Consider the following 21548-nt stretch of genomic DNA (forward strand, 5'->3'; position numbering starts at 1 on the left):
ACTAGGGCCTGTAGATCGCACCGTTGATTTCGGCGCTGCGGATCCGGTCGAAGCGGAACTTGATCAGCTGGTCGCCCTTGGCGGGCTGCCGCGCCACCAGATAGGCCCGACCGCCGAGCAGGATGCCATGCGGCTCGGTGATGCGAGGGGCTCTGTCCTCGCGATAGATCACCCGCAACCGATAAGGACCGCGAATCGCGGCACTGACGCTATCGAGCAAGTCGGGATCCATGACGATGCGCGGCCCCTGTCGGGCGACGTGGCCGAGTGCCTGAAGCATGGCCTCGGCTTCGGCCTCGGCGCGGCGGGCTTCGAGCGGTTTCATCTGCAGGATCAGGGTCTCGCGCAATTCTGCAAGCGCCGCCGCATGGCGCAACCGCTGATCGTCCTTCGCCGCCCGGATCGCCAACTCCAGCCCTTCCAGCGCCGAATCTGCGTGCCGGGGAAGATGCAGCAGGCGCGCTTCGCGGATCTTCCAGCGCCGCCGGCGCTGGTCATCGTCCCTTATCTCGCACTGAAACAGGGTTTCGAGCGCATCGGTCATCCGCTGGGCGGTGCGATGCGAGACGCCGAACTCATCCGCGATTTCGTCGAGGCCGACGCCGTCGTAGCGTGCCGCAGCCATGATCGCGAGGTGCAGCAGGTCGCTGGCCTTGCCAAAGGACATCAGCGGGCCTTCAAGAACTTGCGCAGATTGTCGCGGGTCCAGAGCTTCCCGGTATGGGTGCGCAGCCCCACCCCGTTTTGTCACTCTAAATCCCTTTACGGCACATATTGGCCCCGCTTCGGCGGGGCTTCCTAATGCCACGACTCGACGCAAAACGGCGGGGTTCGTGCCCCGCCGTCCCAGACGCAAAAGCGTTCTATCAATCGGTTTTCTTCACGTCATCGCTGTCTTGCAATACGCTTACGGCACCCTTGAGTTTCTGACGTTCCTCGATCAGTGCACGGCGCAGAATGCGTTTCATGTCGCTGGTCATCTGACGTCCTCCTAGGTTGGCAGCACAAGCTGCGGGAGAAGTCACGATAGCACGGACAGCCTCAGATTTCACGACAAAAGTGGGCGTGTTTTGCTCGACAGCCGTATGCGGGCTTGCCACCCGCGAACAAAGCGCCTGTGCTTGCTCAGACCGGGGCACCGCACTACACAGGCACTCCATTACGAAACAAAGGCATTTCAATGAAACGGATCCTGCTCCCGCTCGTCGCCGCTCTGGCTGTCGGCTTCGGATTCATGGCTTACGACAAGTCGCGCGGTGCTGAATGGGTTGTCTCACCGCAGGAGATTGCCGAGGCGAAAGCAGCAGGCAACACGGGCGTGGAAACGCGGCCAGGCACCGTGACGGTTCTGCCTATCCGGAGCGAGACTGCCGACGCGCTGCCCGTCAAGTGGGCGATGGCAGGCATCGCTGCGGGGGCGCTGGTATTCTCCTCGATGCGTCGCCGGAAGAGGGCAACATAAGCTCTAGGATGATCCGGAACGGTCAGACTCCGAGGATCTGTACAATTTCCCGGCTCTCGCGAACCAGTTCCATGACCTGCACCCGCGGTGAGAAGGCCTCTTTCGTCCGCAGCCCACGTCGGAAATTCGAGTGGTCGGGGCCCCGGGATTTTTGAAGCATTTTCCCTAGGCAGCATGCGGCCGATCGTTCGGTGAGAGACAATCGCCGAACAACAACAAGTCCCGTTCGGAAGAGGGGAAGAGCCTTGCCAACGATCAAGAAATCAACTGAGTGCCGCTTTGCCGTAAAACATCATTGCGGCGACTCCTAACAGGACCATCGTCAGGCTGATCTGCAATGACGACGCCTCGGCAACAAAGCCGATCAGCGCGGGACCAAGCAAAATGCCTGCATAGCCCATTGTAAGAACGCGAGAGAGCGATCGCCCGCCATCCGTCGCGCCTAGTCTGCCCGCGGACGAGAAGATCAGCGGGATGATGTTCGACATGCCAAGCCCGCACAACGCCAGCGCCATGAAGGCCGCAACGATGCTGCCTGACAGTAGTAGGCCCGCGAGAGAGACCGTCACAAGCGCAGTTCCCAGCGCGAATAGCCGCATCGGCCCCAGCACCTGATTGGCGCGGTCACCGACCAGCCTCCCAATCAGCATGGCCGCCGCAAAGACCCCGTATCCCGCTGCTCCCGTGCTTTCCGTCGTCCCGAGCACCCGAACCAGATAGATGGCCGACCAGTCCATGATCGCACCCTCGGCAAGAAAGATCACGAAGGCCAAAAGCCCAAGCCGCAGCGCCCGCGGGCCTGGTCGCGCGGCCGCTGTCCCGTGATCATGGGCTGCCTTACGCTCACTTGTGGGCGACATGCGCTGGAACGCCACCAGGGCGATCACGACGATGGTGCATCCTGCGGCAAGCAGGATCGCAGCGCCTCCGATCCCTGCCCTTGCCAGCGCTGCATAGACCATGGCCCCAGCCAGCGTGCCGCCGCTGAACATTGCATGCAAGGCCGACATGATCGGCCGCTTAGCCCGCGCCTCGAGATCGGCGGCATGGCTATTCATCGAGACGTCGAGCGCGCCGAAGGCCGCACCGCAGAAGCCCGCGATCAGCATCGCCACTCCGAACTGAGCCGCGGCAGCGACCAAGGCGACCCCCAATCCGAAGAGGCCGACCGCAAGCACGGCGAGCCGCTCGGCCCCGATGCGCGAGATCATCTGCGGCGTGCGGTTCATCGCAAGGATAGCGCCCGCCGCAAAGCATAGGAGCACCATTCCGATGCCGCTTTCGTCCAGCGCCGCGCGGCGACCCAGTGCGGGAAGGTTCGCCCCCCATGTGCCGATGCCGAAGCCCCCGGCAAGGAAGCATGCGCCAAGGGTCAGGCGCGCCGTCGGATAGCCAGTCAAATTCAGTGCCTCACAGGACCAGATCTTCGAACAATGTCTTCATCTCTGCAGCGACCCGGAAACTGTCGTCCTGATGCTGTCTGCGGCAGAAAAGCTCGCCACTCCACCACCCGACATAGCCGGTTGATTTGACCGCATCCACCCATTCGCGTAGATTCAGCGCCCCCTTGCCGGTCGGCACGTCGCGCAACACGCCCTCGTCCGGAAGGCCGCCGGGATGGGGATGAGAGTCGCAGAGATGAATACCGTAGATCAGGTCCCTGTCGATCCGCGCGACATCTTCCGGCGTGTCGCCCGAGGCATAGCAATGCCAGAAATCGACCACCATTTTCAGGTTCGGCCGCCCAGCGCGGTCGAGCAACTCCAGTTGGTCCACGATCCTGTTCAGCGGACACCATGCGAGCGCCTCGAAGTAAAGGATCAACCCTTTCTCGGCCGCCATGTCGGACAGGCGGACAAGGTTGGCTGTGGTGATGCGAATCTGCTCGTCTCGCGTCAGCCCAAGAGTGCCGCGATACCCATCGACCGGTTGCCCATCCGCATGTGCTCGGACCGCCGCCAGCGACACCGGCCCGGTGATCGCCTGTACGCCCTTAGCCCCGGTGAGTTTGGCCAGATGGAAAAGGGCCGCGGCATCCTGCATCAATGCCGCATGATCCGCCCCGTTCCGTTCAATGTCCAATAGGAAGCCGATGCCCGGGATGTTGAACGGGCGCAGGCGCTCTGCAAGCTCGGCTTCGGACCAGCCTCCGGCAAGGAAAGCGCGCATCTTGGCCGCCGAAAGCTCGATCCCGTCATAGCCCAGATCGCGCGCAAGCTTCAGGTCCATGGTCATGGTCGCATCCCGCGCGATCAGGGAATGCAGGATAATCTGTTGGTCTGATGCGGTCATGCCGGCCTCCGGTTGCAATGTGTCGGCCAAATCTCGCGCCCACGCGCGCTGCCGGCAATTTCGCAGCACCCCGAATACTGACGCACTCTGACGCAATTCACGCATCTGGCTGCGTCAGGACAATGGGGCTTGCGAAATTGCGGCATGCCCCCCGCATCCGCTTAACTCTGGAACCAGAGCGAAAGGATGCGCGGGATGACAGAGGCGGATTACATCATCGTGGGCGGCGGATCGACCGGTTGCGTCATGGCCTCGCGCCTTAGCGAGGATCAGGGCAGCGAAGTCGTCCTGCTTGAGGAAGGGCCGCGCGATCGCAGTCCGTGGATCCATATCCCCGGCGCCTATTACAAGACCGCGCAAGGCCCCCTGCTGAAACGCATGCCGTGGGAGCCGACGGATGCCCAGAACCGGGAGGAACAGCCGACGATGGTGCAGGCCAGCGTGCTGGGCGGCGGCTCCTCGGTCAATGCGATGATCTACATACGCGGCAATCCCGATGATTACGCCATGTGGGAAAGCCTTGGAGCAACCGGCTGGAACTATGGCGATGTCCTGCCCTATTTCCGCAAGGCCGAGGCGAACAACCGTTTCTGCAACGAGGCGCATGGCATGGACGGGCCGCTTGGCGTCTCGGATATCGAACACATCCACCCGCTAACCCGCGCTTGGCTGCAGGCATGCCAGCAAAAGGGGTTGCCGCTGAACCCGGATTTCAACTCTGGCGATCAGGCGGGCTGCGGGCTTTACCAGATCACGGCGCGGGACGGGCGGCGCAGCAGCGCGGCGGTCGCCTATCTGAAGCCCGCGAAGAAGCGGCGAAACCTGACGATCACGACCGGGGCAAAGGTGCTGCGCGTCCTGACCGAGAAAGGTCGCGCGGTGGGCGTCGAATATGTCATGGCTGGCAAGGTCCGGACCATCCGCGCCCGGCGCGAGGTGATCCTGTCGGCCGGCGCGATCAATACGCCAAAGCTTCTGATGCTGTCGGGGATCGGCCCCGCAGGCGAGCTTACGCGCCACGGGATCGAGGTCGTGCATGACCTGTCCGGCGTCGGCCAGAACCTTCAGGACCATATTGAGATCTCGCTGATCTATCAGCTGAACGGTCCCCACAGCTACGACAAGTACAAGAAGCCTCACTGGAAGGCGCTTGCGGGCCTCAACTATCTGATGTTCCGGGATGGTCCGGCGGCGTCGAACCTGATCGAGGGCGGTGCCTTCTGGTGGGCTGATCGCGCCGAGAAGCATCCCGACATGCAATATTTCATGGTCGTGGGTGCCGGGATCGAGGAAGGGGTCGAGGCGGTGCCGGGTGGCAATGGCTGCACCGTCAACCTTGGCCAGATCCGACCACGCTCGCGCGGGGAAGTGCGGCTGAATAGCGCCGACCCCGCCGCGCATCCACGGGTGATCCCGAACTATTTCGGCGATCCCCATGACCTTGAGACGATCACCGACGGCACGCTTTTCGCGCTGGAGGTGATGGAGCAATCGGCTATCAGCCGCTATGTCGCGCGCCGCCAACTGCCCGAGGCGGGACCAATCTCCCGCGATCAGGTGCGCCGGTTCTGCCAGACCGCTGCCCATGCTGCCCTGCATCCGGCAGGCACGTGCCGCGCGGGCCGCGACGAGATGGCCGTGGTCGATCCGGAACTACGCGTCCACGGGATCGACGGGCTGCGCGTCGCCGACGCCTCGATCATGCCCACGCTGATCTCGGGCAATCCCAATGCGGTCTGCATCATGATCGGCGAGAAGCTCGCCGACATGATGCGCCGCGCCTGACACCCAACAAGGAGAGAGCATATGACCCTGAGACTTGCGGCCCTTGGCCTTGCGGCACTGTCGGCCACGATGGCCGTGGCGGGTGAGAAAACCGTGACCGTGGAACGTGCCGACAAGCGGATCGCGGGTATCCTGACCCTTCCCGAAGGTGCGGAAAATCCCCCGGTCGTTTTGATGCTGCACGGCTTTACCGGCTCCAAGAACGAATTCACCGTCGCCGGAACTCAGACCGGCCTTTTCACCCTGATGGCAGAGGAACTTGCCAAGGCCGGGATCGCCTCGCTCAGGATCGACTTTGCCGGGTCGGGCGAAAGCTCCGGTAAGTGGGCGAACACGACCTTCTCGGGCCAGATCGCCGATGCAGTGGATGCCTTCGACTACCTTCAGGCATTGCCGGGCGTCGATGGACATCGCATTGGCATCCTGGGATACAGTCAGGGCGGGCTGGTCGGCGCGCATCTAGCCGCCGCCCGCCCCGAAACACGTGCAGCGGTGCTCTGGGCGCCCGTCGCCAATCCGATGGCGACCTATGCGACAATCATGGGCGCAGACAAAGTGGCAGAGGGCCTTGCCGCCGCCAGCGACCATGCGGTGACCGCCGATCTGTCATGGGGCGGCCAGACTACGCTGAACGGGGCCTTTTTCCACGAATTGCCCGAGACTTCCGCGGCGGCTGCGCTTGCGTCCTATCCCGGACCGCTCAGGGTCATCGCCGGCCGGAACGAGACGATCGTGGCCCCACAACCCTACGCCGCCCAACAATTGCTACGCTACCACGCCGGGGCCGAGGACCTTGTCCTGCTGGAATCCGACCACGACTTTGGAGCCGGGACGTCGGATGCGTTGGTCCGGGCTGAGCTTGCGCCACAAACTGTCGGGTGGTTCCGCGACAACCTGTGACGGGATGCGGGCCCGACCGGGCCCGCGTCAAAATCAGACAGTGATCTCGATCAGAGTGCCGTCGGGGGCGGCGACTGTCGCCTCGAAATAGCCGTCCCCGGTCCAGCGTGGGCCGGACAGCAAAAGCCCCATCGCGGCAAAGGCCCCCGCCTTGTCGCGAACCGCCTGCTCGCTGCCAAGGGCAAGGGCGACATGCGCCCAGCCCTCGGCCTCGGGCGGGGCTGCCGCGATCCAAGGACCAGTCATCAGTTCGATCCGCGGCCCCTCCGGCAGGCTCAGGAAGACCGAGCGGAATCCCGGCCGGTTGCGGCTGGCATATTCGGCAGAGGCCGTGGCGCCGAAATTTCGGCACCAGAACTCGACTGCACCCGACAGATCGCGGGACCAAAGTGCGACATGCTCAATCCGCATCCCTCAGACCTCCGTGCTGTCGGCAAGGGCGCGGACGCGGGCGGCGGCATCGGCCAGCCGCGCCTCGGGAAGCGTTCCGTCGGATACTGCCGCAAGGATGCGTGTTCGGATTTCTTCGAGGTCGTTCGCGGCCGAGAGGAGCAGCAGGTCCGATCCTGCCGCAAGCGCCGCGATAGCCGCGCCCGCCACGTTACGTTCGCCCCGCAAGGTGCCGATGGCGTCCAGATCGTCACTGACCACCAGCCCGGTAAAGCCCATCTCACGAAGCCGGCCAATGGTCGGAGCGGAAAGGGAGGACGGCATGACCGGGTCCATTCCCGGCACCAGAGCCGGGCCGGTCATTATCGCGCGCGCCTCCGCATTGATTGCCGCGCGCATCGGGATCATCCCCGGTACCAGATCCCCTGCCCCGCCGCTGACCGTCGCCACCTCGATTGCCGGATCGCCGTCGATGTCGTGATGGCCGGGGAAATGCTTGGCGCAGGAAATGATGCCCGCCGACTCGACCCCCCGGATAAAGGCCGCAGCGACGCGCGCGACCTCGTCCGGATCGGTGCCCAACGTGCGGCCCGAAAGCCAAGGATTGCGGCCGGTCACCACGTCCAGCACAGGGGACAGGAACATCGTCACTCCCATCCCGCGCGCGGCGGTGGCAATGTCGAAGGATATCCGCTCGATCTCGCCCGAGGAGGCCGCGCTCAGGTCATCCGGCAGGGCCGCGACCAGCCCGTGCAGCCGGCAAATGCCCGCAGGCTCCTGATCCAATGCGACCAGCGCGGGTCCGGCACGGCCGTGAATCTGCTGCGTCAGGTTGCGAATGTCATCGGCAGTCTCGGTTGCACGGCGCGCCTTGGACATCGCGCGGCCGACATATTCGTCGCGGGTCTCGCCGATCAGGAAGGCCCGCCCACCCTCATCCAGGAACCCTGCCAGAGGGTCGGTCAGGACAAGATCGTCGATCGCGGGCAACAGGACGGCATAGGCGTCCGACTTGGGGTTCGTCATGGGTTATCCGTAACTGAGGTGAGCGGGCCAAGCCCGTGGTGGCGCATCGCCTCGTCCAGCGCCATTCCTGCGGCGACGGATGAGGCAATGGCAGCCGCAATCTCGGGGCCGACCATGGTCGTCAGCCCTGCGATCAGCGTATGGGGGTCAGAGAGATGCGCAGCGCATGCGCTGGGGTCGGGGCGGATGCCGTCAACGCAGCGCCGGGCAAGGATGCGGGCGGCATTGGTGATCATGCCGATACCGGTCAGCAGGCAATGCGCTATCAGCGGCTCAAAGGGATTGCGTTGCAACTGCCCGGAGTGAGCCGCCATGCCGACCGAGACATCCGCCCCCGCGACATGGATCGCGACCTGATTGATCATTTCGGGGATGACCGGGTTCATCTTGCCCTCAACCACCGGCGAGCCATGCTGCACCGCGGGCAGCAATATTTCACCCAAGCCCCCGCGCGGACCGCAGGACAGCAGGCGCAGATCGCTGGCGATCTTGGACATGGTCAGCGCGACACCGCGCAACATGCCCGAGAATTGCACCAAATCCGCCGTGCTCCAGGCAGCCGAGACCAGGTCCTCGGCCCGGCGCAGCGGCAAATCTGTCAGGCGCTGCAACTCGGCGATCACGGCATCGGCGAATTCGGGTTGTGCGGTCAGGCCGCTACCAACCATCGTCCCGCCAAGGTTTAGACCGGCCAACGCCTGAGAGGCAGGCCAGATTCGCGCGCTCTCCTGCCGCAGCGAGCTGGCGAATGCAGCGAACTCCTCGCCCAGCGTCATCGGCACGGCGTCCTGCAGATGGGTGCGGGCAAGCTTCAGGATGCCCGCAAACTCTTGCCCCTTTGCGGCAAAGGCGTCGGCCAGATCCCGGACGGCCGCTTCCAGATGCGGCGCGGCCTGCATCAAGGCGATGCGCAGCGCGGTGGCATGCACATCCGTCGTCGATTGCGACCGGTTTACATCGCGGACCGGGTGCAGATGCTCGTATTGCCCGCAGACGTGGCCCATCAGTTCCAGCCCGCGATTGGCGATGACCTCGTTCATGTTCATATGGCTCGACGTGCCGCCGCCGCCCTGAAAGACATCGACGATGAACTGAGTAGCATGCTGGCCCGCCATCAGCTCATCACAGACCCGGCCGATCACCTCGGCCTTGCGCGCCGAGAGCTTTCCCAGACGATGGTTGGCCATCGCCGCGGCCTTCTTCGTCAGAGCCATGGCATGGATTAGCGGTTGAAGTGCCTCTATCTGCATGCCCGAGACCGGGAAGTTCTCGGCGGCGCGTAGCGTGTTGATACCGTAAAGCGCATCGCCAGGCAGCTTGCGGCTGCCCAGCTCGTCCGTCTCGGTTCGGGTCCATGATCCGCCAGAGATCATCGCGATGACCTGTCAGCGCTGCGGGTGCAGTTCGACCGCGAGCCACACCGAATCGGTGTCGGCATAGTAGCGGTGCCAAGGATAGGTCCATTGGTTCGGACCGGTCACGCGGCAGAACGGGTCATGCGAATAGCCGATCGGCATCACCACGTCCTCATAGAGGGTTTCGGCGTCGCGCTCGCGGAACTTCTGCATCCGGCCAAGGCCGTGGATCTGGGTATGCACCTCAAGGAAAGGGTGCTCGTTATGGATGAAGCAGTCGGTATCGCCCGGCGACCACCACAGGTTCAGCTTCAGCTCAAATTCCTGCGGTGCCTCGGGCGACTTGCGTTCGTTGGTGAAGACCCGGGCGTCGGTCGTCACCCTGCCGATGCTGTCCTGGGCCGAGATGAAAAGCGGCGTGTCGCGGGGAAAGCTCTTGATCCGGTTGCCGAGCCAGTCCCAGCCGCGGAACATGCAGCCGCCAAGATTGGTGGGCTGGCGCACCTTGATGATCACCGCGCGATCCGCCGACTTGATCGTCCCGCCCTTGAGCCAGGTCGATTTCCATGCAGGAACGATCGCCGGATGGTCGTTGCCCGTTACCATCGGCTCGGGGCTCAGGTTGACGACGACGGCGTCCTCGACTGCGAAATCGCGGGCGTTTTCAACAAGCTTTGCCAGAATGAAGTCATCGGCAAAGGCAAGGTCTCTAGTCTGGTTGTGCATATGATCGGCCTTTCGGGTTCTGTTGCACCCAAGACAGCACGGAACTATGGCGCAAACCATTGCGCGACAGGCCTAAAACTGACGCAGACTGACGCGGAAAAAACCGCCCAGCGCGTCAGGCCGGTTTGATCATGTCGGGGCTTTCTCCCAGATATTCGCGCGCCTCGCGCGGGATCGAGGGATCGTTCATGTCAAGCGTGGTCGTCGACTGCAATTCAGCCCGACTAAGCAAACCGGCCTTGCGATAGTGCAGCACTGCCCGTGTTGAGAAAGGCTGGCGGAACATGGTTGCCGCCACCCCGCTGACAATGCCGAACATGAAGCGCTTGGAGCTACGCTGCACGTTTGAGAAAATGCCGAAGGTGAATTCGTTGCGCTGCACGGTCTCGAAGTCGATGGTAAACACCCTGTCCTCCACCGGGAAGGTGAAGCCGTGATACTTGAAAATGTATTCGGTCCGGGCCGGATTGTCGTAACTCGGGAAGCGCTCGATATAGTAGTGATTCAGGAAATCGCCGTTCTGGAAGATGCAGAAGGCAGAGCGCAGGATCTTGCGCGCGTAGATTGAGGAATACTGGTAGCGGTCGTAGCAGCCGACATATTCCCCCATGTCGATCTTGGTCGAGACGGCGACTGTGTCGAGGAATCGCACCACCTGGGGCGCGCGGCGCAGATGGTCCAGCACGTCAAAGAAATTGCCGTCGACCAGCGCGCGGAAATGCTCGTGCTCGGCAAAAAGTACCTCTGGCCCCAAACCGAAATAATTCGCGACGATGCGGATATTCCCGGACGAGGGCATGTGCCGCCCGGACAGATACTTGTTGAACTGCTGACGATTGATGCCGAGCTTGCGGCAAATCAGCGAGATTGACCCCTGCCGATCGCAGAGCAGCCGCAGGTTGGCGGCGAAATTCTTCATCTTGTCGTCAGTGCCGGGAATTCCAGTCATCGTCCAAAGCCTTCGCACTCGGTGCGTCAGTATGCGTCATGATTCATAGCGATGCGAAATTGCGACAAAATCGTCAAGCCCGCAGCATCAGGGAAATCGAAATCAGATTTGCACCTGATCGAAATCGGTGCAGCCAACCAGACGGGGAATGCGATGAAACTTACCGGTGGCCAAGTGGTGGCAAAGGCGCTGAAGGAATATGGCGTGGAATACGTGGCAGGCGTTCCGGGCCACGGTATCTGGGCGCTATTCGACGCCTTTCTGCAGGAAGGATCGGAAATCCCCTTCATTCAGGTGATGCACGAACAAAGCGCGGTTCACATGGCGGATGGCTACTTCCGCGCCTCGGGCAAGCCGATGGCGTGCTCGACCTCGGTCGGGCCGGGTGCGGCCAATACGATCATCGGGCTTGCCACGGCCTATTGCGACTCGACGGCGGTTTTCTACGTCTCGGGCTCGCCCCAGACCTACATGCAGGGCCACGGCACCATGCAGGAGTTGGAGCGCCAACAGGACAATGCCTTCCCCCGAATCACCGAGCAGGTGACCAAGCGCGCGTGGCAGGCACAATCGACCACCGCGCTGCCGACGATCATGCACCGCGCCTTCAACGAGATGCTGACCGGCCGTCCCGGCCCGGTCCATGTCGAGGTGCCGATGGATGTGCAGGTCGATGCCGCCGATGTGGCGATCCACCCGCTTGAGAAACGGATGCCGCTGGGCGTTGCCCACCCCGACCCCCGCGCAATTCAGGCAGCGGTCGACCTGCTGCTGGGTGCGCGACGTCCGGTCATCGTCGCCGGTGGCGGCGCGATCACTGCAAATGCCTCGGCCGAGTTGACCGCGCTGGCTGAACGGATCGGGGCCGCCGTTTCGATCACCTGGAACGGCAAGGGCTCTATTGCCGAGGACAACAACCTGTTCATTGGCGCGGTTGGGCAGACCGGCACGACCTGCGGCAACAAGATCACCGCCTCGGCCGATGTCGTGATCTCGGTCGGCTGCCGCTTCACCGATTGGTCGGCCTCGTCCTACGCAAAGGGCGTCTCGTTCAGTTTCCCGCCTGGCAAGCTCATCCATATCGACCTTGACCCGCGCGAGATCGGCAAGACCTATCCGACCGAAGTCGGCATTGTCTCGGACGCCAAGATTGCGCTGGAGCAAATCCTTGCCGCGATCCCGGCCGAGGATGGCCAGAAGTTGCGGGCGCGGAACGCCGATTTCCATGCCGAGGTAGCGCAGGCCAAGGCCGACTGGCGCGCGCTGGTCGAGCCGCGCGAGACAAGCCGCGAGACGCCCTTCACCTCGCAGCGGCCGCTGGTCGCGCTGCGCAAGGTGCTGCCGCGCGACGGGATCGTCGTCGTCGGGTCGGGTAACACGCAGGGTTCGGTCAAGCAGAGCTTCCCGGTTTATCTGCCGCGCACCCACCTGACTTCGGGCTCCTACTCGCCGATGGGCTGGGCGGTTCCGGCAGCGATGGGCGCGAAACTCGCCTGCCCCGACAAGAAGGTCGTGGCGATCGTCGGCGACGGCGATTTCATGATGTCGCTGCCGGAAATGGGCACGGCGGTCATGAACGGGATTAACGTCGTGTTCCTGGTGCTGAACAACCAAGGCTACATGTCGATCCGGGGCGGGCAGCGCAAGTTCATGGGCCGCCATGTCGCATCCGAGTTCAACCACCATGCCGGCAACGGCGAGCCCTACTCCGCCGACATCGCTGCCTCGGCACGGGCCTTTGGCCTTGAGGCGTGGAAGGTCGAGAAGGACGAGGATCTTGAAGTCGCCCTACAAGCTGCACTGGAGACCGACGGGCCGACGCTGGTCGAGGTGATCGTATCGCGCGATGCGGCCGGGCCCTTCGCCACTGGCTGGTGGGATTTCCCCTCGCCCGCCTATTACGAAAAGGAACAGGAAGCCTACGCCGAAATGCGCGCGAAAGAGCAGATGCTCTGACCCGAGCGGGGGCGGCCCGCCCGCCCCCAGCCTTCCTTCCCTCCCCCTTCCAGAATTCAGATCGGGTGGCCGTGGTGGCGCACCCCGTGAGGTAGATTTGCCATGATCCGGCATGTGAAAACCGCGCGCCTTAGCCAAGGCGACCAGACCGACCCGGCCGTGACTGAGGCCGTCGAAGAGCTGCTGGCACAGGTTGCCGAGGGTGGCGACAAGGCCGTCCGCCAGCTTAGCATCAGGTTCGACGGGCTCGACCGCGACAGCTACAGACTGACCGAGGCCGAGATTGCCGCCTGCATCGACGGACTGACCCGGCAGGAACGCCACGATCTCGACTTTGCGCAGGAGCAGATCCGCAACTTCGCCCAGGCGCAGCGCGACACCATGCTCGACCTCGAGGTGGAAACACTGCCGGGCGTGGTGCTTGGTCACCGGAACGTGCCGGTCCAGAATGTCGGCTGCTATGTTCCGGGGGGAAAGTATCCGCTGCTCGCCTCGGCCCATATGACGGTGCTGACCGCCAAGGTCGCGGGTTGCGGGCGCGTTATCACCTGCGCCCCGCCATTCAAGGGCAAGATCGCCGAGAAGATCGTTGCGGCGCAAGCACTGGCCGGAGCGGACGAGATATATTGCCTTGGCGGCGTGCAGGCCATCGCGGCCATGGGCCTTGGCACCGAGAGCATCGAGCCGGTAGATATGCTCGCCGGCCCCGGCAATGCCTATGTGGCTGAGGCCAAGCGCCTGCTGTTCGGTCGGGTCGGCATCGACCTATTTGCAGGACCGACGGAGACTCTGGTTATCGCCGATGACACGGTAGACGGCGAGATCTGCGCCACCGACCTGCTGGGTCAAGCCGAGCATGGCGCGAACTCTCCCGCCGTGATGATCACCAATTCCGAAAAGCTCGCCCGCGATACGCTGGCACAGATCGACCGCCTGCTCGCGATCCTGCCCACAGCCGAGATCGCGCGGAAGGCATGGGAGGATTATGGCGAGATCATCCTTTGCGACACGCTGGACGAGATGGTCGCCGAGGGCGACCGGGTCGCCTCTGAGCATGTCCAGGTGATGACGGCGGACCCCGACTACTTTCTGAACAACATGACGAATTACGGCGCGCTGTTCCTTGGTGCGCGCACCAATGTTGCCTTTGGTGACAAGGTGATCGGCACCAACCACACGCTGCCGACGCTCAGAGCCGCGCGCTATACCGGCGGGCTGTGGGTAGGGAAGTTCCTGAAAACCTGCACCTACCAGAAGGTCCTGACCGACGAGGCCTCGGCCATGATCGGCGCCTATGCCTCGCGCCTGTGCCACATGGAAGGCTTCGTCGGCCATGCCGAGCAGGCCAATATCCGCGTCCGCCGCTACGGCAAGCGCAATGTCGGATACGGGGCCGCCGTCGATGCCTGATCCCATTCCATCCCGAGACGCGCGGAACGCCGCCGGGCTTTCTCATCTCATCCAACACGGGGAATCCACCATGAGAAAACTGTCCTCTGCCCTGATCGCCAGCACGCTGGCACTGGCCGCCGCCCTACCGGCGCACGCCGAAACCAAGATCGAGGTGCTGCACCACTGGGTCTCGGAATCCGAGGTTGCGGCGCTGAACACCATCCGCGAGGCGCTGGCCACCAAGGGTTATGGCTGGCAGGACAGCGCGGTCGGCGGCATGTCCGGCGGCAACATGCAGCAGGCGCTGCGATCGCGCCTTGCTGCGGGCAATCCGCCCGGTGCCATGCAGTTCATCGGCTGGGAAGGCATCGACTGGTCCAAGGAAGGGGTGATGCGCGACCTCAACGACCTCGACAAGGCGAATGGCTGGCAGGCCACGATCGCGCCGCAGGTGCTGCCCTTCGTCAAGAATGGCGACGACCTGATCGCCGTGCCGATCAACATGCACCGCCAGAACTGGGTCTGGGCCAACAAGGCCGCCTTCGACAAGGCAGGGATCGAACAACCCAAGACCTGGGCCGATCTGATCGCCGATGGCGACAAGCTGAAGGCCGCGGGCATCATCCCCCTCGCGATCGGTGACGAGCCCTGGCAGATTCAGGTCGTTTTCGATGCGCTGGTCTCGGACATCGGAGGACCTGACTTTTACCGCAAGGCGCTGGTCGATCTGGACCCCGAGGCGCTCAACTCGGACACGATGAAACAGGTCTTCGACACGCTGCGTCAGGTGCGTGGCCTTGTCGACGACGGCTTCAACGGCCGTGACTGGGCGGTGGCAACTGGCATGGTGATCGACGGGCAGGCCGCAATGCAGGTCATGGGCGACTGGGCCAAGGGCGAGTTTCTGGCCAAGGGCCTGAACCCTGGCAGCGATTTCCTGTGCTTTGCGACGCCGTCGGAAACGCCGTCCTTCCAGTTCGTCATCGACAGCTTCGGCGTGTTCAAAGTCTCGGACCCTGAGGTGTCTAAGGCTCAGGTGGCGCTGGCCGAGGTCGTCATGGACCCCAAGGTCCAGCATGATTTCAACCTGATCAAGGGCTCGATCCCGGCTCGCACCGATCTTGGCGTCGATGATTTCGACGATTGCGCCAAGAAGGGCTTCGAGGAACGCGCGACCGCGATCGAAAACAACGCGATGCTGGGCGGGGCGACACATGGCTTTGCGGCTCAGCCGCAATTCTCGGCGGTGTTCAGCGACGTCGCCGCCCAGTTCTTCGTCAACGAAATGTCCTCCGAGGACGCAATGCAGTTGTTGGTCGATGGCATCGATAACGCCCGCTGATCCGCAGCCCGCCGATCTCAGGATCGGCGGGTCCCCCCAACCCGCGCGGAGGACCGTCATGGCCCGAAAGAAAAGCATTGCGGACCGGTTCGCTGACTGGTTGCCGCGTCTGGTCTTGGCGCCGAGCCTGCTCGCGGTCATTGTCGGGGTCTATCTGTTCATCGCCTGGACAGGCTGGATCTCGGTCTCGTCCTCGAAGATGGTGCCGCAATACGATTTCGTCGGGCTGGAGCAGTACTACCGGCTCTGGGCCACGCCGCGCTGGCACACCGCCGTCGCGAACCTTTTCATCTTCTCGGCTCTGTTTCTGGCCGTGACCATCGCGGTCGGGTTGATCATGGCGATCCTGCTGGATCAAAACATCCGGGCCGAGGGCGCGCTGCGCGCGGTCTACCTCTATCCGATGGCCTTGTCCTTCATCGTGACGGGTACCGCCTGGAAATGGATCCTGAATCCCAATCTTGGCATCCAGAAGGTGGTGAACGGGCTTGGCTGGGAAAGCTTCGTCTTCAACTGGATCACCCAGCCCGATTTCGCGATCTATACGATCGTCATCGCGGCGGTCTGGCAAAGCTCGGGCTTCGCCATGGCGATCTTTCTGGCCGGGCTGCGGGGCATCGACAACTCGGTGATCAAAGCCGCCCAGATCGAGGGGGCCTCCCTGCCCCGCATCTATGCCAGCATCATCGTGCCGATGCTGCGACCGGCCTTCCTGTCGGTGATTGTTCTGCTCAGCTACATCTCGATCAAGAACTTCGATCTGGTGCTGGCAATGACCAATGGCGGGCCGGGCAGCGCGACCGAAGTGCCGTCGACCTTCATGTTCTCCTCGGTCTTCCGGCGGAACCAGATGGGCGTTGGTGCCGCAAGCGCGATCATGATGCTGATGACCGTCGCCGCGATCATCATCCCTTACCTTTACTCCGAGCTGAAGGAGGGTCGCGATGGCCATTGAATACGGATCTGCAGCGCGCTCGCGCATGATCGGCCGCACGATGATCTATAGCGGCCTGATTGGCCTTGCGGCCTTCTACCTCATGCCGCTCTGGGTCATGGTCGTGACCTCACTGAAGCCGCTGGACGAGATCTATGGCGGCTCCTTCATCGGCCTTCCCAAGGTCCTGACCTTCGAGGCCTGGGCCAAAGCGTGGAGCCAGGCCTGCATCGGCACCGCCTGCACCGGCTTGAAACCCTATTTCATCAACTCGCTGATGATGGTGGTCCCGGCGGTCCTGCTGTCGACAGGGATCGGGGCGCTCAACGGGTATGTCCTGACGAAATGGCGCTTCAAGGGATCGAACCTGATCTTCGGATTGCTGCTGTTTGGCTGCTTCCTGCCGTTCCAAGCCGTGATCCTGCCGATGGCGCAGGTTCTGGGCAGGCTGGGTCTGTCGGGGACCATTCCGGGCCTCGTGTTGGTCCACACGGTCTATGGCATCTGCTTCACGACGCTTTTCTTCCGCAACTACTTCGTGACCATCCCGGACGAGCTGACCAAGGCGGCGCAGATCGACGGTGCGGGCTTCTTCCGCATCTTCTTCTCGATCATGCTACCGGCGGCGCTGCCGATCATGGTTGTGTCCTGCATCTGGCAGTTCACCCAGATATGGAACGACTTCCTGTTCGGCGTCTCGTTCACCGCAGGCGAGTCGTCGCCCGTCACGGTCGCGCTGAACAACGTGGTCAACGTGACCATGGGCCGCAAGCAATACAATGTCGACATGGCTGCCGCCATGATCGCCGCCCTTCCCACCCTTTTCGTCTATGTTGTCGCGGGCCGATATTTCGTCCGTGGACTGACTGCCGGCGCAGTGAAAGGCTGACCGATGGCTACTCTTGAAATCGATCGCGTCCGCAAGGCCTATGGCACGATGGAGGTGCTGAAAGAGGTCAGCATCTCGATCGGCAGCGGAGACTTCCTTGTCCTGCTCGGCCCCTCGGGCTGCGGGAAATCCACGTTGCTCAACATGATCGCGGGCCTCGAAACCATCACCGGGGGTGAGATCCGCATCGATGGCGACACCGTCAACGACCTGTCGCCCAAGGACCGCGACATCGCGATGGTGTTCCAGTCCTACGCGCTTTACCCCACAATGACCGTGCGCCAGAACATCGAATTCGGCATGAAGATCCGGGGCGTCCCCACCGCCGAGCGCGAGCGGGCGACCCGCGACGCGGCCGAACTGCTACAGATGTCGCATCTCTTGGACCGCAAGCCTTCGCAACTTTCGGGGGGTCAGCGCCAGCGGGTCGCAATGGGCCGCGCATTGGTTCGCCACCCAAAGCTGTTTCTGTTTGACGAGCCGCTGTCGAACCTCGACGCCAAGCTGCGGGTCGACATGCGGACCGAAATCAAGCGCCTGCACCAGCGGTTGGGCACGACCATCGTCTATGTCACCCATGACCAGATCGAGGCGATGACGCTGGCCACCCGCGTCGCAGTGATGAAGGACGGGATCGTCCAGCATCTGGACGAACCGCAGGCAGTCTATGACCGCCCGGCCAATGTCTATGTGGCGCGCTTTGTCGGCTCGCCCGCGATGAACATCATCCCCGGTAGCCTCGAGGATGGACCAAGCGGGCCGGTGCTGGTGATGGACCAGCCGAACGGGGGCAAGTCGCGCATCTCAGGCGTGGTGGTCAGCGATGACGCTCGCCAGCGCTATGCGGGCCAGCCAGTCCTGGTCGGCATCCGGCCCGAGGGCTTCTCGGTCTCGGCAGGCGGACCGGATTGCGTCGAGGCGATGATCGAGGTGGTCGAGCCGACAGGCCCCGATACGCTTGCCAACTTTACCCTCGGCGGCACCGATGTCATCGCCCGACTGGCGCCCCTCGCTGTCCGTGCAGGGCAGACGGCAAAGCTTGCGGTCGAGACCGCCAAGGTGGTCCTGTTCGACCCCAAGACCGAATTGCGCATCGATTGAGGCATCCCAGAATGACCACTGACAGCGACGTCATCATCATCGGCTCAGGCATTGGCGGCAGCACGTTGGCCTCAGCCATCGCGCCCTCGGGGGTGCGGGTGCTTATCCTCGAAAGGGGAGAACACCTGCCGGACAGCCCGGATGCACGCGACGATGTCGCGATTTTCGAGAAGGGAGTCTACCGCTCCTCCGAGGAGTGGACGGGTTCCGACGGGCAGAAGTTCCTGCCCGGGAACTACTACTATGTCGGGGGCAACTCGAAATTCTACGGCGCGGTCATGTATCGCTACCGCGCCGAGGATTTCCGGCCAAGGCGGCATCTTCGCGGCAACTCGCCCGGCTGGGACTTGTCATATGCCGATATGGAGCCCTGGTATGCCAAGGCCGAGGCGCTGTTCCGCGTGCGAGGGACGGCGGAAGAGGACCCAACCGAGCCTCCGCGGTCGGGTTCTTACCCCTTCCCCGCAGTGCCTGACGAACCCGCCCTGCGGTTGGTGCGCGAGAGGCTCAAGCGTGCCGGTGTCCATCCCGCCAGCCTGCCCCTTGCCATCGACCTTGACGCGTGGCTTGCTCGGGGCAGGACGGGCTGGGACGCTTTTCCGAACACCGGCGGCACGGGAAAGATTGATGCGGAGGTCGGTCCACTAGCCGAGGCGTTAAAATATCCGAACGTCTCCCTGATGACCGGGGCGCAGGTGATCCGCCTTGAAACCGACGAAGCCGGCAGCCGTGTCACCGCCGCCATAATCAGGCGGAACGGGCGCGAGGAGCGGCTGACCGCTCGCCATTTCGCGGTCGCAGCAGGTGCCGTTCAATCTGCCGCGCTTCTGCTGCGATCAGCCAACCCCGCGCATCCGACAGGTCTGGGCAACCGCTCAGACCAGTTGGGGCGAAACTTCATGAATCACAACACCAGTGCGATGATCACGCTGAACCCGCTGATCCGGAATGACTCCGTCTACCAGAAGACGCTGTGCTTCAACGATTTCTATAATGATGACCCCGAGACCCACGCCCCGCTCGGCAATGTCCAACTGCTGGGCCGCATCACAGGCAATATCCTGAAGGCCCAGATCCCGGGTCTGCCGCGACCGCTCGCACGGATTATCGCTGACCGCGCCTTTGGCTGGTTCCTGACCAGCGAAGACCTGCCCAATCCCGACAGCCGCGTCCTCGTCCGGGGCGAGGATATCGTCGTCGACTGGCAGCGATCCAACATGGACGCGCATCACATGCTGATCCGGCGCACGCGGCAAGTGATGCGGCGAGCGGGCTTCCCGGTGACGCTGGTGCGCATCTTCGGCAATCGCACCACCTCGCATCAATGCGGCACGGCGCGGCTTGGCGTCGATCCCACCACCTCGGTCGTTAACCCCGATTGCCTTAGTCACGACGTGTCCAACTTGTGGATCACAGATGCGTCGGTGCTGCCAACCTCGGCCGCCGTGAACCCGGCTCTGACGATCGCAGCGCTTGCGCTTCGTGCCGGGCAAGCGCTCACGCGCGAGTGCCTTAATCACCGATCATCCAGCTAAGATAGAAAACGAGCAACTATCCGAAGGACCACTTCAGCATATTCCACAGACGTTTTTCACGCCTCGAATGGATCCGTAGTCAAATGCGTCGCTTGGGAAGGTGAGTATCGCCCGCCTTCCTGGTGCGGTAGTTGTCACCTCCCAGTTTCATACCATTTGGCTAAGAAGGGTTGGCTCAGGCGCAAAAGAGATCTCCCTTTAGTATGGCACGCTGAGGTTTATCGGAGAGGGACGTGAAGATGCGGATCAAGATGGGAAAGGTTGTGCACGTGATCGGCGAGCCAGCTGACTATCGGAAAGCCATGGCGATGACGTTATTCGCTGGTGAAGTATTCCTGCCGATCGGGGGTGGAGAATATTTGATCTCAGCGCCAATCGCTCCGCCATCACCCCATGTAATATAACGTTTTTTTGGAATTTTGACTTAGATCCTCTAATACGCCCCTAAAATTCGATTGCAGTAATGCTTCCGCATGTTCGCCTCTGTGGCGTATACAAGTAGCCACGCGCTGTTGGGTGGTGTCATTTCCGTGACGGAGCAGCTGCGGATTTCATGAGGCATGCCAAGTAGCTTTGGGCAAGAGCGGACTTGCGGCAGCGCAGCATGAAAGTTACGGCGCAGTTCCAGAGCGGTCGTCCGTGCAGGACGCGGCGACCACCGCGCCGAATATCCCGTTTCGGGCGGTATGCTGACGTTGCGTTTGCAGCATTGCGGACGCAGTAAAAATTGCGAAGCAGTCGTCCACCGCGCCCACGCAGCAGCTTGGTAGGCATGGCAACTTTTCGTATTGAGGCAAATAAAGTTCAGTATCGAATTTGGCAACCGAGTGCGGGACTGGTCTTGTTAAACAGCAGCGTAAAGTGCTGCTATACCGTTGCAGTCATTTGCTAAATCCAACCAGTCCGACAGAATTGACGAATTGCGCAACCACCTGACCCGAACCCCATGCGAAACCCCATGACCAGCAACCAAAACATGGAATTTTTCCGCGCCCGACAGGTGGACATCGTCATCGCTCCGGTGTTCGGGAAATCCGAAGTGACGATGGCCCGGCTGTCCTGCCCGAACGCTGGGCACGGGGTCATAGACCCACCCCTTCACGAAGATGCCTTCTTCCTGGCCTTCAACCTACGCGACTACGAGGGCGACCTTTGGGTTGACGGCAGGAAGGTCGACAGCAGCGTTTCAAGGCGCGGGAATTTCACCATCTACGATTATCGCAGGACGTAGCTTGCGGACATGAGGTCGTCCTTCGACGGTCTGGGCCTCCATATTCCACGCGCGGCGCTGATCGCCTTCGAGGAAGACCTCGGTGGGCGTCGCATCGACACGCTAGACGCGGCGCCGGGGCAGGATATTCAGGATGATGTCGTGAGGCACCTGATAGGCGCTGTTGTACAAATCAGTTGATGACCGCAGTTCCCCTTTCCCCGGACACACTTATCCCAATGCCACGGTGACCGGGATGCCGAGGGCCGTGAAGCGGTTGAGGACCGCCACCCGGATCTGGACC

Annotated in this window: 19 protein-coding genes; 11 read left to right on the forward strand and 8 right to left on the reverse strand. The window is 62.7% G+C overall.

The genetic code is table 11. The features are described from left to right. Window position 1: 1 nt before the first annotated feature. On the reverse strand, window positions 2-667 hold the full coding sequence (locus IB235_RS22065) for a WYL domain-containing protein (RefSeq protein WP_192338555.1): 666 nt from the start codon (window positions 665-667) through the stop codon (window positions 2-4). Between the two features lie 513 nt (window positions 668-1180). Between IB235_RS22065 and IB235_RS22070 the strand changes: the two genes are divergently transcribed. Further along, window positions 1181-1462, forward strand: coding sequence for a hypothetical protein (locus tag IB235_RS22070; protein WP_192338556.1), 282 nt, complete (start codon window positions 1181-1183; stop codon window positions 1460-1462). Between the two features lie 263 nt (window positions 1463-1725). On the opposite strand, the gene IB235_RS22075 is transcribed toward IB235_RS22070, so the two are convergent. Both IB235_RS22075 and IB235_RS22080 read right to left on the reverse strand, forming a co-directional pair. Further along, window positions 1726-2862: an MFS transporter gene (locus IB235_RS22075; protein ID WP_225612532.1), complete on the reverse strand. Its 1137-nt coding sequence runs from the start codon at window positions 2860-2862 to the stop codon at window positions 1726-1728. A 10-nt stretch (window positions 2863-2872) separates the two neighbouring features. Beyond that, window positions 2873-3859, reverse strand: a complete 987-nt coding sequence (locus tag IB235_RS22080; RefSeq protein WP_225612533.1) for a sugar phosphate isomerase/epimerase — start codon at window positions 3857-3859, stop codon at window positions 2873-2875. A 90-nt stretch (window positions 3860-3949) separates the two neighbouring features. Here IB235_RS22080 and IB235_RS22085 point away from each other — a divergent pair, with 90 nt between their 5' ends. Together IB235_RS22085 and IB235_RS22090 are read left to right on the forward strand one after the other, a co-directional pair. After that, a complete protein-coding gene (locus tag IB235_RS22085; protein WP_192338557.1) occupies window positions 3950-5539 on the forward strand; it encodes a GMC family oxidoreductase in 1590 nt (529 codons plus the stop codon). Window positions 5540-5560: 21 nt separating this feature from the next. Further along, complete coding sequence (locus IB235_RS22090) at window positions 5561-6439, forward strand: S9 family peptidase (protein WP_192338558.1); 879 nt, start codon at window positions 5561-5563, stop codon at window positions 6437-6439. A 33-nt stretch (window positions 6440-6472) separates the two neighbouring features. Here IB235_RS22090 and IB235_RS22095 read toward each other — a convergent pair whose 3' ends face one another. The 5 genes from IB235_RS22095 to IB235_RS22115 all read right to left on the reverse strand — a co-directional run bounded on the left by IB235_RS22095 (window position 6473) and on the right by IB235_RS22115 (window position 10885). After that, window positions 6473-6850 carry a VOC family protein gene (locus IB235_RS22095; protein ID WP_155039948.1) on the reverse strand — a complete coding sequence of 126 codons (378 nt, stop codon included), beginning with the start codon at window positions 6848-6850 and terminating at the stop codon, window positions 6473-6475. Between the two features lie 3 nt (window positions 6851-6853). Then, entirely contained in the window at window positions 6854-7855 is a 1002-nt protein-coding gene (locus IB235_RS22100; RefSeq protein WP_192338559.1) for a glycoside hydrolase family 3 N-terminal domain-containing protein, read from the reverse strand. Further along, window positions 7852-9228 (reverse strand): aspartate ammonia-lyase, encoded by a 1377-nt coding sequence (locus IB235_RS22105; RefSeq protein ID WP_192338560.1) that lies wholly within the window; start codon window positions 9226-9228, stop codon window positions 7852-7854. Before IB235_RS22105 ends, IB235_RS22100 begins: the two co-directional genes overlap by 4 nt. A gap of 12 nt (window positions 9229-9240) precedes the next feature. Continuing rightward, window positions 9241-9936, reverse strand: coding sequence for a hypothetical protein (locus IB235_RS22110; RefSeq protein ID WP_192338561.1), 696 nt, complete (start codon window positions 9934-9936; stop codon window positions 9241-9243). Window positions 9937-10051: 115 nt separating this feature from the next. Then, window positions 10052-10885 (reverse strand): helix-turn-helix domain-containing protein, encoded by an 834-nt coding sequence (locus IB235_RS22115; protein ID WP_192338562.1) that lies wholly within the window; start codon window positions 10883-10885, stop codon window positions 10052-10054. A 153-nt stretch (window positions 10886-11038) separates the two neighbouring features. Here IB235_RS22115 and IB235_RS22120 point away from each other — a divergent pair, with 153 nt between their 5' ends. The 8 genes from IB235_RS22120 (at window position 11039) to IB235_RS22155 (ending at window position 21265) form a co-directional block, all read left to right on the forward strand. Further along, window positions 11039-12841: a thiamine pyrophosphate-binding protein gene (locus tag IB235_RS22120; protein WP_192338563.1), complete on the forward strand. Its 1803-nt coding sequence runs from the start codon at window positions 11039-11041 to the stop codon at window positions 12839-12841. A 102-nt stretch (window positions 12842-12943) separates the two neighbouring features. Then, the gene (gene hisD / locus IB235_RS22125; RefSeq protein WP_192338564.1) at window positions 12944-14251 is read left to right on the forward strand and encodes a histidinol dehydrogenase; all 1308 of its coding nucleotides are present in this window, start codon (window positions 12944-12946) and stop codon (window positions 14249-14251) included. 70 nt (window positions 14252-14321) lie between these two features. Further along, window positions 14322-15575, forward strand: a complete 1254-nt coding sequence (locus tag IB235_RS22130; protein WP_192338565.1) for an ABC transporter substrate-binding protein — start codon at window positions 14322-14324, stop codon at window positions 15573-15575. A gap of 58 nt (window positions 15576-15633) precedes the next feature. After that, window positions 15634-16530 carry a carbohydrate ABC transporter permease gene (locus tag IB235_RS22135; protein WP_155039956.1) on the forward strand — a complete coding sequence of 299 codons (897 nt, stop codon included), beginning with the start codon at window positions 15634-15636 and terminating at the stop codon, window positions 16528-16530. After that, complete coding sequence (locus tag IB235_RS22140; RefSeq protein WP_155039957.1) at window positions 16520-17398, forward strand: carbohydrate ABC transporter permease; 879 nt, start codon at window positions 16520-16522, stop codon at window positions 17396-17398. Before IB235_RS22135 ends, IB235_RS22140 begins: the two co-directional genes overlap by 11 nt. A gap of 3 nt (window positions 17399-17401) precedes the next feature. After that, window positions 17402-18499, forward strand: coding sequence for an ABC transporter ATP-binding protein (locus IB235_RS22145; protein ID WP_192338566.1), 1098 nt, complete (start codon window positions 17402-17404; stop codon window positions 18497-18499). Window positions 18500-18510: 11 nt separating this feature from the next. Next, complete coding sequence (locus IB235_RS22150) at window positions 18511-20034, forward strand: GMC oxidoreductase (protein WP_192338567.1); 1524 nt, start codon at window positions 18511-18513, stop codon at window positions 20032-20034. 958 nt (window positions 20035-20992) lie between these two features. Continuing rightward, window positions 20993-21265 (forward strand): hypothetical protein, encoded by a 273-nt coding sequence (locus IB235_RS22155; RefSeq protein WP_192338568.1) that lies wholly within the window; start codon window positions 20993-20995, stop codon window positions 21263-21265. Window positions 21266-21548 lie beyond the last annotated feature (283 nt).

It is taken from the genome of Paracoccus sp. PAR01, assembly GCF_014851995.1.
Lineage (GTDB): Bacteria > Pseudomonadota > Alphaproteobacteria > Rhodobacterales > Rhodobacteraceae > Paracoccus > Paracoccus litorisediminis.

What these genes read in the sequence shown, in the direction of transcription:
- IB235_RS22155 (WP_192338568.1), top strand. Translation starts at nt 20,993, where the DNA reads ATGACCAGCAACCAAAACATGGAATTTTTCCGCGCCCGACAGGTGGAC.
- IB235_RS22110 (WP_192338561.1), bottom strand. Translation starts at nt 9,936, where the DNA reads ATGCACAACCAGACTAGAGACCTTGCCTTTGCCGATGACTTCATTCTG.
- hisD (WP_192338564.1), top strand. Translation starts at nt 12,944, where the DNA reads ATGATCCGGCATGTGAAAACCGCGCGCCTTAGCCAAGGCGACCAGACC.
- IB235_RS22135 (WP_155039956.1), top strand. Translation starts at nt 15,634, where the DNA reads ATGGCCCGAAAGAAAAGCATTGCGGACCGGTTCGCTGACTGGTTGCCG.
- IB235_RS22085 (WP_192338557.1), top strand. Translation starts at nt 3,950, where the DNA reads ATGACAGAGGCGGATTACATCATCGTGGGCGGCGGATCGACCGGTTGC.
- IB235_RS22070 (WP_192338556.1), top strand. Translation starts at nt 1,181, where the DNA reads ATGAAACGGATCCTGCTCCCGCTCGTCGCCGCTCTGGCTGTCGGCTTC.
- IB235_RS22150 (WP_192338567.1), top strand. Translation starts at nt 18,511, where the DNA reads ATGACCACTGACAGCGACGTCATCATCATCGGCTCAGGCATTGGCGGC.
- IB235_RS22130 (WP_192338565.1), top strand. Translation starts at nt 14,322, where the DNA reads ATGAGAAAACTGTCCTCTGCCCTGATCGCCAGCACGCTGGCACTGGCC.
- IB235_RS22140 (WP_155039957.1), top strand. Translation starts at nt 16,520, where the DNA reads ATGGCCATTGAATACGGATCTGCAGCGCGCTCGCGCATGATCGGCCGC.
- IB235_RS22100 (WP_192338559.1), bottom strand. Translation starts at nt 7,855, where the DNA reads ATGACGAACCCCAAGTCGGACGCCTATGCCGTCCTGTTGCCCGCGATC.
- IB235_RS22105 (WP_192338560.1), bottom strand. Translation starts at nt 9,228, where the DNA reads ATGATCTCTGGCGGATCATGGACCCGAACCGAGACGGACGAGCTGGGC.
- IB235_RS22120 (WP_192338563.1), top strand. Translation starts at nt 11,039, where the DNA reads ATGAAACTTACCGGTGGCCAAGTGGTGGCAAAGGCGCTGAAGGAATAT.
- IB235_RS22095 (WP_155039948.1), bottom strand. Translation starts at nt 6,850, where the DNA reads ATGCGGATTGAGCATGTCGCACTTTGGTCCCGCGATCTGTCGGGTGCA.
- IB235_RS22065 (WP_192338555.1), bottom strand. Translation starts at nt 667, where the DNA reads ATGTCCTTTGGCAAGGCCAGCGACCTGCTGCACCTCGCGATCATGGCT.
- IB235_RS22145 (WP_192338566.1), top strand. Translation starts at nt 17,402, where the DNA reads ATGGCTACTCTTGAAATCGATCGCGTCCGCAAGGCCTATGGCACGATG.
- IB235_RS22080 (WP_225612533.1), bottom strand. Translation starts at nt 3,859, where the DNA reads ATGCGTGAATTGCGTCAGAGTGCGTCAGTATTCGGGGTGCTGCGAAAT.
- IB235_RS22115 (WP_192338562.1), bottom strand. Translation starts at nt 10,885, where the DNA reads ATGACTGGAATTCCCGGCACTGACGACAAGATGAAGAATTTCGCCGCC.
- IB235_RS22090 (WP_192338558.1), top strand. Translation starts at nt 5,561, where the DNA reads ATGACCCTGAGACTTGCGGCCCTTGGCCTTGCGGCACTGTCGGCCACG.